Here is an 11,041-nt window from a genome sequence, read left to right on the forward strand (position 1 = left end):
TAGCGGGTGGTTTTATGATTCGCGACTACGTCGCGAACCAGTCTAAAGACAATAATAAAAAATAGGCATAAGACTAAAAGCCTTATGCCAAATCATTTTTCTATGGTGCGCCTAACCGGAATCGAACCAGTGACACGCAGTTTAGGAAACTGCTGCTCTATCCTACTGAGCTATAGACGCATGTATACTTTATTATATCGTTTTTAATAAAGTATACGCAAGGCGTCCTTATTGTTGTAGGTATTGGTTATTCACTTGTTTTTGTTCTTCTGGGCTTAGGTTTTGGTAGCCTTTCGCTAATGCACTTACCCAGGATCCATAAGCAGGATTTGGGAATACTACAAAGGTAGTACCAAAGTCCTCTTTATGAGCATCGATGATAGCGTTTCGTTCAGCTAAGGTCTTACCTTTTGTACCAATTGGGAAGTCACCGGCATTATCACCCATATATACAACGACATAATATTTTTTAGCAATCATATCGAAGCGAGGTTGTTTATCAGAGTCTTTTTCGAATAGTAGTACATGTTCTTTATCGACGGATGGGAATCCTAGTTCCTTAAAGTTTTGTACTGTTGCATCATAGTTAACAGGTGCATATCGGTTTGAAACGTAGAATATTTCAACACCTTGTTTATGTACTTCATTTAGGAACTCAACAGCACCAGGCATAGCTTGCGATTTACCTTGATGCACAGCTTGACGCCACCAAGGAGCATCGAAGCGACCATTGCCATTAGCAACGCTTTCACCCATTAATTTAGTATTATCCACCACAGTTTCATCTGCATCAAGAACGATGGCAAGTGGTTTGCGTTGATGAGATGGATCAGTAACGGCCATCTTAACAGCATTTAGCGCCACATTGTACCCTTGATACGCTAGTGCTCTGTACTCTGCAGAGGTGCGCATCCATAAGAGTCCCATTGTTTCTGTTTCGGCTTGATACTGCTGTTTTTGCTTGAGTGCTACCTGTTCAGCCTGTGCCGCCGCATCATTCACCGTCACCGGAGAGTCTGCCTGTACTAAAGAACCTACGGAAAGACTACCACCAAGGCAAACCACCGCTACATACCATGCCAAACTACTACGTTTCATAATTGCCTCCTATCCACATGTGCTCTCTGTATACATACAATACATAATGTAATTCTACATAATTATACGAAAGTCCTCTATAGATTTATATACTATCTGTATATTTTAAATCGATCTACACAAGAACTATGCTATAATACAGCTGTTGATAGTATTAGAGAGTTCTTATAAAAAAGAGGTATATGTAATGAAAGTATGTAAACGATCGATTATTACTAGTTCACTATTAGCTATATTAGCTATATCATCTGCGTACGGGGCTACACCTGTACAGCCAAGTGAAAGCACAGACACTGCAGTGGTTGACATGGATTATTCTAATATTCCAGAGCTAAAAAGTTCTATTGAAAGCGCAACTCCAGCCATAGTGCAATCTACGCTTGATGCGTCTAAGGGAAACCCGACCAAAGATAAGCCCGTCTATTCAACAGTGACTATGTCTGGTAACCGTGTTGTATTCGTAAAAACTTACAAAACTAAAGAAGAACAAGAAAAGGCGATGTTAAAAGAGCGTAAACGCTTAGACAAGGTCACTGCAGAACGTCAGGCTAAAAGAAAAGACGAAACACGCACAGATATGCTAAAAGGTTTAACACCCATACCGTCCTATCCACTTGTCAGTGAAACACGCGTATTACAAAGTGAAATGTTCTCTAGACCATTTGGCAGACAACTCGATTTGCGTTTAGTAGAGGCTTATACACAAGATTATGACAAGGCTAAACCTGGCGATATTTATGTCTATGCAGATTACGTGGACTACACATCTAAGCAGCTATTAGGTGAAAAAGATGGTACTACTGCTATTTCAGCTATGATTCTACGTGTAATCATGAGAAAAGACGAAAACAAAGCTTTCAGCATCGATGTAAATGTGTACTTCATAAATCCAACAACACATACCATTTCCATAAGTCGGTCCGAAGATGTAAAGGGCATCGATATCAAGAAAGAGGAAAGAGCTGAAGCTGTATTTAAACTACCATCACACCAACTACAAGCCGGCGATCCTCAGTATGAAATCGCTAAACTTATGTATCAAGACCTAACAAACCAAAAATTTGATTAATAATATTTAAATACACTCACCATGACAAAAGCCGTATCACATTTCACTGAAGAAATATGATACGGTTTTTTAGTTAAACTATATCTTTATTGACTTATTTTAATTGGTCCCGCATCATGCAAAACATTTTCTTTTACTTCATTTACTGGATCTATTGTAGTAAACAGTTCAGGTTTCCAATCTACAGGTGTTAACGTATCATTAAATGTATCAATGATTTGTCCGTTAAACATATTATTAACTGTAGTAAGTTGTTTTCCTCCAAAGACTTTCACAAATGATGTATAGTCTTTACCTGCTATATCCGCCACATTGTTTTCAGCATAGATTTGGGAGTTTTTCCCAACACCTAGTGCGTAAGCATAAGCATATTCACCGTTTGTAGTGTCTGACGAAAAGTAATTATTATACACATGAACCTGGCCAAATCGTACTCTTGGTAAGCGTTGTACTACATTATGGAAATAATTATGATGCAAAGTTACATGTAATTTTCCTTCATCTGATATTTTTGAGTCACTACTACCAATCAACATGGTTTTATTGTGGTTTTCAAACGTCGAATAAGAAATCGTTATATAGTCAGCTTCATTGGTAATATCAACCAATCCATCTCTATGCTCATATTTACGACCAAAGTATTTTTGTACTATTTCAGGGCCATCTTGGAAGGAAGAATGATCAATCCAAATGTGTGTACTACCTTTTATAGAAATACTGTCATACTGGGAATTCCAATTGCCCTCTGGTCCATCATTAGGATCCCAAGAAGGGAAATAATCATAAGGCGATTCAAACTGTATATTTCGTATGATTACATTATCCGAATCAAGAACCAAATTTACACCCTTTAATTTCGCATTGTCCATGCCAATGATGCTTGTATTAGACGGTACATGAACAGTAATAGACTGACTTTGATTCTTTTGTGATGCCTTCCGTTTTGCTTCTTGCTCATCTTTTAAACTCTTAGGCGCTGTGCTTTGCGGCTTATGAGTTTCTAAATATTGTTGAAAGTCATAGCCATCGACCATGTAGTCTTTCATAGCCAATGGTTTACCATTATCATCGGTATCAAAATCTATAGTTCCATAGACTAGTACAATCTTAGGTGTAGTGTTTTTTCTATTCTTAAGAGCTGATACAAATTCTTTTTTATTTGTTACTTTAAACACATTCTGTTCTGTAGCATTAGCACCACCAGTAGTCCCATTGCCTACAGAAGCAAATCCGTCCTGTTTCGGTAATGCTTCACGCATAAAGGTAGGGCTCTCAGCCGAGCCACGAAACGAGGTCATCATTACAATAGCAATTAATGTAATGAATAATCCAAGGGTTATCATTATCTTTCTCATAGTTCTAGTTCCTTAATTTTATTACGTTATAGCATATTATAGTATTATCACACAACAACTATAGCTATAATAAATACCCCTTTTATAACCAATACATGGTTACAAAGGGGTATCATTTTAATTACGCTGGACGGCTCCAGTCGACTTGTACGTCGATGGCTTCCCACATGCGTGTTAAAGCTAATTTTAAATTGTCTAAAGATTCTAATGGTTTTACAGTTAACCGTTCATAGGTATCAAGCCCTGTAGCATGCTCAATTGCATGTTCCTCGTTCAAATAAGCGATGACCTTATCAGCCCACTCTTGTTCAGGTAAATCTACGGACACTGTTTTTGATTCTGTATCATAGGACAAGAAACCATTGCTGTTGATGCCATAATGAATGGCTACGCGAAATAAACTCATATCTATACCTCTCTTGCGGTAATTTATTAACACTACACCCATATTGTAACACGAATAATTATATTAGCGAAAGTATTCAATATAAACTTTATAAGCCTTTTTTATCAGCCTTTATGGGCTCTACATCTTCTCGATCCGACTGCGCATCTACCGCTGCTTTCAGCTCAGACCGTTTCCTACGTGTTCCATTGTCTCCGTGAAAGCGTTGCCACAGTGCACCACTCATAACGGCGGTTTCACCAAATTTAGACTCTAACGAATCTAACACGCTGGCTAGCTTGTCCTCGGTTTCATCTTGTGGAGATTCAAAGAGGCTATCTTGCATCGGTACCTCTTCATCGAGACCACTTACGGTGAGACCTAATAGTCGTATAGGACCAGGAGGATCTATCCATCGAGTTTCCTCAGAAGAATACGTAAAGGCTTTAGCCTGTACCTTAGTTGTAGCGCCTAAGGATTCAAGCTCTTTTGCTTTTCCTTTAGGCTTCTTGCACGTCTTATCTTGCATGAGCTTGTTCCACAAGAGCAATGCGGTTTCGAAGAACACATGCTCATGGTCTGATGGTGTATCTAATCTCTTTTGCCGAGATACGGTAGTAAAATCATCATAACGAACCTTAATGGACACGGTGTGGCCTAACAGGTTACGCTTGCGCAATCGTTTTGATAAACGGTTCGCAAAGTATCTAAACTCTAGTTCAATGGCACTGCCATCGACGAGGTCCTCTTCATAGGTTTCCTCTGCTCCGATGGATTGTATTTTACGGTCTGTTTCTACGGGGCGTTCATCAATGCCATTCGCCAGTTCCCATATGCGGCGTGCCTGATTACCGACAAGAGGAATTAAGCAGCTTTCATCAGGCAAATCTTGAATGTGACGCATCAAGTGAAAGCCACCGTTTTTCAGAATTTTTTCCGTACGAGGACCAACGCCCCAAATGCGTTTAATAGGCAACGGAGCTAAGATCTCTTTTTCACGACCATAAGGGATGACTACAAGCCCATCTGGTTTATCTAAATCAGAGGCTAATTTAGCGAGAAATTTATTAGGTGCTAAGCCCGCTGAGATAATGAGTCCAGTCTGTTCATACACACGGTCCTTAATGGCACGGCCCAACGCTTTAGGCCCACTATACATAGTAGACATGCCACTCACCTCAAGGAAAGCTTCATCGATAGATAATGGCTCAATGTAAGGAGTGAATTCTTTCATAATAGAAAAAATCTGTTCAGATACCTCTTTATAACGATCCATCCGCGGATACACATAGATACCATCGGGACAGAGTTTCTTAGCCCTTGAGATAGGCATAGCGGAATGAACGCCAAATTTGCGAGCCTCATAGGAGCAGGTCGCAACGACGCCACGTGAAGAAAGACCACCCACGATAACGGGATGGCCTTTATATTCTGGATGATCCAGTTGTTCGATGGACGCGAAGAATGCATCCATATCAACATGCATAATCCATCGTCTCATTGTTACGCTTCTTTTTCGTGCTCAGAAATACGGCAGTATTTAATTTGTGCGCAAATGCACTCATCCTTGGATTTATATAATTGAGGGATGATATCTAAAATATCGCCAAATGTAGCTTCATTAATGGAATAACGAGTCCATAAGCCATTACGTTGAGAGTTAACTACACCTGCATCAATTAAGATCTTCATGTGGTAGCTCAACGTAGATTGAGACAAATTGAAGCTAGCTAAAATATCAGCTGCACATAATTCATTGCAAGATAACATATCGATGATGTGTAATCTTGTTTCATCGCTTAATGCCTTAAAAATCGTAGCTAAACGTTCGTAAGAAACTTCAACCATATCTTTAACTCCTCAAATCCGTATCAAAAAATATCAATCTACTTTCTTGACTCTATTATATACTATTTCTTAATGTAAATCTATTTTTTTCTTTATATTTGTATCTTAATAATTTATTATGAATACCAATTTTATATAGATGAGTAATTTTTACCACATTATAAACTCATTTAAGCACGTCATAGTTTGTATATCGTGAATATTTTAAACAAATTTTCATCTCATAGATTTATTTAGTTATACATCAAATCGTATATATAAAGATTTGATGCAATATTCTTCTATAGAATTTTCGATATACACATTTTCTGATAACCGTATAGCATAATTCGATATACCGCACTACATTAGCTACCGAAAGGATTAGATATAAAGTATAATTTTTGTAGTCTAAACCATTTCATTACAAAAGGCTCCTCATAGAGGAGCCCTATCTGTATAATTCTATAAATCGATTGCATAGCAGCAAAATTTTAAAAATTATACCGCTATATCGATATTATCGAATATAATCATTTGTATTATATCAAATTAGTATAACTTAGAATACATTTACTAAATCGATAGTTTGGCTACGGTTAGGGCCAACGGATACGATACCCAAAGGTACGCCTGTTACTTCTGCAATGCGTTCAACATATTTGCGAGCATTTTCAGGAAGTTCTTCATATTTACGGATACCGGAGATATCTGTTTCCCAACCTGGCAATGTTTCGTACACGGCTTCGCATGCTTCAAGATCTTTCAAGTTAGCTGGGAAGCCTTCTACGTCTTTACCATTCAATTTGTAACCTACGCAGATTTTTAATTCTTTGAAAGTATCAAGAATATCTAAACGAGTGATAGCGAGGTAATCTAAGCTGTTAAGACCTGCAGCGTATTTTACAACCATAAGGTCTAACCAACCGCAACGACGAGGACGGCCAGTTACCGTACCGAACTCATGACCAAGTTTGCGAAGGTTTTCACCAGTTTCATCAAGAAGCTCTGTAGGGAATGGGCCTGCACCAACGCGTGTTGCGTAAGCTTTTACTACGCCGAAGATATTTTTCAAGTAGTTAGGGCCTACACCAGCACCTGTGGAAGCACCACCTGCGATTGGATGAGAGGATGTTACGAATGGATATGTACCATGATCAAGGTCGAGCATAGTTGCTTGTGCGCCTTCGAACAATACTTTTTTATCCTCTTGAACGGCTTTAAGAACAGCAATATTTGTGTCTGTTACATATGGTTTCAATGCTTCAGCGTATTTGATGTAATTCGCTAAGATTTCATCGTAGTTTACGCCTTCTGCTTCGTATACTTTAGTAAGGATTTTATTTTTGAATTCTACGTTGTACGCCAATTTTTCTTTGAATGTTTCAAGATCATACAAATCGCACATACGAATACCAACGCGGTTAATTTTATCCGCGTAGCAAGGACCGATACCGTTTTTAGTAGTGCCGATTTTAGCATCACCTTTGGATGCTTCCTCTGCATTATCTAAAGCGATATGATATGGCATGATAACATGCGCACGGTCAGAAATTTGAAGGGATTTAGCGGATTTACCTTGTTTTTCAAGACCTTCAATTTCTTCTAACAAAACTTTAGGGTCGATAACAACACCAGTACCAACGATATTTTGTTTGTTATCGTACAAGATACCACTAGGTAAAAGGCGAAGCGCAAATGCTTTGTCATCTACTACAACAGTATGACCCGCATTATTACCACCTTGACTGCGCACTACAACGTCCGCACGTTCTGCGATCCAGTCAACGATCTTACCTTTACCCTCGTCACCCCATTGAGTGCCGATAACCATACTTGTTGCCATATCTATATCCTCCATGTGAAAGTCGAAATAATTCATTATCATTATACAACAATGTTCGGACTCTGTGAAAGCATTTATACAAATTCAATCTTTAGTTTCTTCCCAAAGGCATGAGCTATTTTGGTTCTTTTAGCCAGAAGCTCATTAGGAGCCCCATTAAGCCTACAGGTATCAGTGTCATCAATGCGGTTTGTACGTCATAGATATCGGCTAGATGGCCTACATATGGCGCTACAAGGCCACCTAAGGTAATGCCAAGGCCTAGTGTAATACCGGACGCAAAGCCTGCATTTTTAGCAAGGTATTTTTGACCTAGTACCGTAATTGGTCCGTATTGTGAGAATACGCCAAAGGCCATTGGGATCATAGCACCGAAAAAGCCCCAAATGTTAGGCACAAAGATAAATACGAGTACGGATAGCAAGAAGATAAGATAACCTAAGCGCACGGTTTTAAGGAAACCTAATTTATCGGATAATGCCCCACCCATATAGGTAAGAACTGCACCCATTGCAAAGTACATGGTCAGCGCCAAGCTAGAGGCGCTGGCTTCGCCGTTAATAACAGTAATGTACAGAATAGGAATAAAGATAGATAATATGGAGAATAAGATAGATCGTGAAGCGATTACAAAGAATAGCTTACCAAAGCTCGCCCAATCATTAGTACCAGTATCGGTAGATTTATTAGAGCTTTTACTTTCACCAGCATTAATCGTATCAGCATCGCCCGTAAAGGCATAGAGATATAGCAAGACACCGAGCAAAGCAATAGCAGTGAACACCCAAAGGAAATGGGCACCAAAGACGTAGACACCGCCCGCGATGAGAGGCCCCAACGCAAAGCCCGCACTACCGCCCACCGCAAAGCGGCCCATAGCGTTGCCGATTTCATGAGATTGCGTACGTTTTACGAGAAGAGCCGCCTCAGGATGGAATAATGCGGCCCCTACACCAGCTAAGAGTGACAAAGCAAGAATCATGTCATAGCTCGTAGCCAGCGCCATAGTACTAATAGACACCAATGTCACCGTAAAGCCTAAAGGAATGAACCAAGGTACGCGCCACCGATCCGCCACATAGCCCAAGGTAGGCTGCGCAATAGATGCCACAACGGTGTTACAGAAAATAATGGTCGCCGACTGATAATAATTAAGTCCAAAGTTAGCGATAAAAAACGGTATCAATGCCGCTAGCGAACCTTGACCGAAGTCATTAATACAGTGAAAAATAGGTGGTCCGTACTTTCGTATAATACGTTTCATATAACCTCCTAAGATAAACAAAACAGGTAGATATAGCCAACGCCTAATGTATGTGCCATAGGCTTGTTGGTCTATACCTACCCTAGTCTTTCATATGTTATATGGGAAGTACCCTACAATTATAGTCCAAAGCGAGCCATGATTGTATCAACATGTTTCAATAATTTATGTGGATCGAAGCATGCATCGATTTCTTCAGCAGTCATGTATTTCTTGATGTTTTCATCAGATTTAAGACCTGTTGCAAAATCTTTGCCTTCAAGCCAGCGTTCCATAGCGTATTTTTGAACCCAACGGTATGCTTCGTCACGCACTGCACCTTTGTCTACAAGGTGAGTCAAAATTGTTTGGCTGAACACAAGGCCACCTGTAAGGTTGAGGTTTTTAAGCATTGTTTCAGGATATACCAACAATTTATCGATTGTACGGATTGTAAGGTGAAGCATGTAGTTCAACGCGATGGTTGCATCTGGCAAGATTACGCGTTCCACAGAACTATGGGAAATATCACGTTCATGCCACAAAGCTTGGTCTTCGAAAGCAGATTGTGCATAGCCGCGAAGTAAGCGAGCCATACCGCAGATTCTTTCACAAGTAATAGGATTGCGTTTATGAGGCATCGCAGAGGAACCCTTTTGTTTAGGGCTGAAATATTCTTCCGCTTCGCGCACTTCTGTACGTTGCAAGTGACGAATTTCTTTGCCGATTTTATCCAATGTACCGCCTACAACAGCGATAGTGGACAACAATTCAGCGTGACGGTCACGTTGTACGACTTGCGTAGCGATTTTAACAGGTTCAAGGCCTAATTTTTCACATACGTATTGCTCTACGAATGGATCGATATTGGAGTATGTGCCAACAGCGCCAGACAATTTACCTACAGCTACGCTTTTACGAGCATGTTCCATGCGTTCGATGTCGCGTTCTACTTCAGCCATCCACAACGCCAATTTCAAACCAAATGTAGTTGGTTCACCGTGGATACCGTGAGTACGGCCAATCATAGGTGTATATTTGAACTCAGCTGCGCGACGACGTAATACTTCGTGCAAGCGTTTCAAGTCAGCAATCAAGATGTCACACGCTTGTTTCATCATGTAACCAAGCGCTGTATCTTTAACGTCTGTAGATGTAAGACCAAGATGGATATATTTAGCCGCTTCAGGACCTACGTATTCGCCTACTGCTGTTACGAAGGAAATGATATCGTGGTTTGTTTCCTTTTCGATTTCATGAATGCGCTCAACGTCGAAATCGGCTTTTTCGCGAATTGTTTTTGCCGCTTCTTTAGGGATAATGCCCAATTCAGCTTGCGCCTCGGATGCGAGGATCTCCACCAATAACATTGTGTCGAACTCGTTGCGTTCGCTCCAAATATGGCCCATTTCTTCTCGTGTATAACGTGGTATCATGATGTCTCCTTTGCATGATAAAAGCTAGATTTATAGGATTATTGTACCATATGTGAAAGCTCCATTCAACGAAAGACCGATACATTTCCGAATGATAATTATATTAAATTTGCTAATCGTTCGTATTTAATAGTGATGACTTTGACTTAGTATTTATACTAATAAAATGATATACTAGAGCTATCTGAAATATACATGGACTTGTATATCATTACTGGGAGGCTTTCATGGCAAATTTAAATCGAAAAGAGCGTCGTGCACAGCGCAACGAATCTAATACAGCGGGCATTATATTACGTCTATTCTTTCTACTCAGCTTTATCGGCTTAGCGGTGGTACTCTTTGGGGAGCTTGATTACAACTTTATCGTCTCTATATACGCCGTAAACATAGTAGTATCCTTAATTTATGTAGTAATAAACAAATCCCGCATCACTACATCTTTAGCGGTACATACGAACGTACGCGTTATCGTCGCCTATCTCATCATGTTGATCACTATTTTCTTCTATGCTTTCGCATTATGGCGTGCTAACCAATTTAGTGTTCCAATGCAAGCCACCTTATTTATCGGTGGAGCCATCGTATACCTTGCGGTATTCAACTCTACGAAAACAATGTTAACCAATCAGGACTAATATAATGAATGAATTCGATTAATCCTTATGTTTAAATTGGAACACCTTAAATTACGTTGTAATATATATCGTTTCAACTAAACAGTCATTAGGGTTATAGGACAAAAAGTGTGTGTGACTAATCCCAATAAGTTGGAAAATCTG

The 11,041-nt window shown here is 39.7% G+C and carries 10 protein-coding genes and 1 tRNA gene; 2 read left to right on the forward strand and 9 right to left on the reverse strand.

The window, feature by feature from the left end; translation table 11 throughout:
- Positions 1-103: 103 nt before the first annotated feature.
- Together RYM16_RS08360 and RYM16_RS08365 are read right to left on the reverse strand one after the other, a co-directional pair.
- Positions 104-180 (reverse strand) — tRNA-Arg (locus tag RYM16_RS08360).
- A gap of 48 nt (positions 181-228) precedes the next feature.
- On the reverse strand, positions 229-1,098 hold the full coding sequence (locus RYM16_RS08365; protein WP_314983306.1) for a 5'-nucleotidase, lipoprotein e(P4) family: 870 nt from the start codon (positions 1,096-1,098) through the stop codon (positions 229-231).
- Between the two features lie 187 nt (positions 1,099-1,285).
- Here RYM16_RS08365 and RYM16_RS08370 point away from each other — a divergent pair, with 187 nt between their 5' ends.
- Positions 1,286-2,167 carry a hypothetical protein gene (locus RYM16_RS08370; RefSeq protein ID WP_314983307.1) on the forward strand — a complete coding sequence of 294 codons (882 nt, stop codon included), beginning with the start codon at positions 1,286-1,288 and terminating at the stop codon, positions 2,165-2,167.
- Positions 2,168-2,253: 86 nt separating this feature from the next.
- On the opposite strand, the gene RYM16_RS08375 is transcribed toward RYM16_RS08370, so the two are convergent.
- The 7 genes from RYM16_RS08375 to purB all read right to left on the reverse strand — a co-directional run bounded on the left by RYM16_RS08375 (position 2,254) and on the right by purB (position 10,259).
- A complete protein-coding gene (locus tag RYM16_RS08375) occupies positions 2,254-3,510 on the reverse strand; it encodes a pectate lyase (protein ID WP_314983308.1) in 1,257 nt (418 codons plus the stop codon).
- Between the two features lie 133 nt (positions 3,511-3,643).
- Positions 3,644-3,928 carry a hypothetical protein gene (locus RYM16_RS08380; protein ID WP_314727394.1) on the reverse strand — a complete coding sequence of 95 codons (285 nt, stop codon included), beginning with the start codon at positions 3,926-3,928 and terminating at the stop codon, positions 3,644-3,646.
- An 88-nt stretch (positions 3,929-4,016) separates the two neighbouring features.
- Complete coding sequence (gene dinB, locus RYM16_RS08385; RefSeq protein ID WP_314983309.1) at positions 4,017-5,408, reverse strand: DNA polymerase IV; 1,392 nt, start codon at positions 5,406-5,408, stop codon at positions 4,017-4,019.
- 2 nt (positions 5,409-5,410) lie between these two features.
- Positions 5,411-5,755 (reverse strand): helix-turn-helix transcriptional regulator, encoded by a 345-nt coding sequence (locus RYM16_RS08390; RefSeq protein ID WP_296002312.1) that lies wholly within the window; start codon positions 5,753-5,755, stop codon positions 5,411-5,413.
- 541 nt (positions 5,756-6,296) lie between these two features.
- On the reverse strand, positions 6,297-7,580 hold the full coding sequence (locus tag RYM16_RS08395; RefSeq protein ID WP_296002309.1) for an adenylosuccinate synthase: 1,284 nt from the start codon (positions 7,578-7,580) through the stop codon (positions 6,297-6,299).
- Between the two features lie 115 nt (positions 7,581-7,695).
- Positions 7,696-8,844 carry an MFS transporter gene (locus RYM16_RS08400; protein WP_314983310.1) on the reverse strand — a complete coding sequence of 383 codons (1,149 nt, stop codon included), beginning with the start codon at positions 8,842-8,844 and terminating at the stop codon, positions 7,696-7,698.
- A 119-nt stretch (positions 8,845-8,963) separates the two neighbouring features.
- Positions 8,964-10,259 (reverse strand): adenylosuccinate lyase, encoded by a 1,296-nt coding sequence (gene purB / locus RYM16_RS08405; protein ID WP_314983311.1) that lies wholly within the window; start codon positions 10,257-10,259, stop codon positions 8,964-8,966.
- Positions 10,260-10,486: 227 nt separating this feature from the next.
- Between purB and RYM16_RS08410 the strand changes: the two genes are divergently transcribed.
- Positions 10,487-10,897 carry a CAAX protease gene (locus tag RYM16_RS08410; protein WP_314983312.1) on the forward strand — a complete coding sequence of 137 codons (411 nt, stop codon included), beginning with the start codon at positions 10,487-10,489 and terminating at the stop codon, positions 10,895-10,897.
- The last annotated feature ends 144 nt before the right edge of the window (positions 10,898-11,041 follow it).

It is taken from the genome of uncultured Veillonella sp. (assembly GCF_963524655.1).
Taxonomy (GTDB): Bacteria; Bacillota; Negativicutes; order Veillonellales; family Veillonellaceae; genus Veillonella.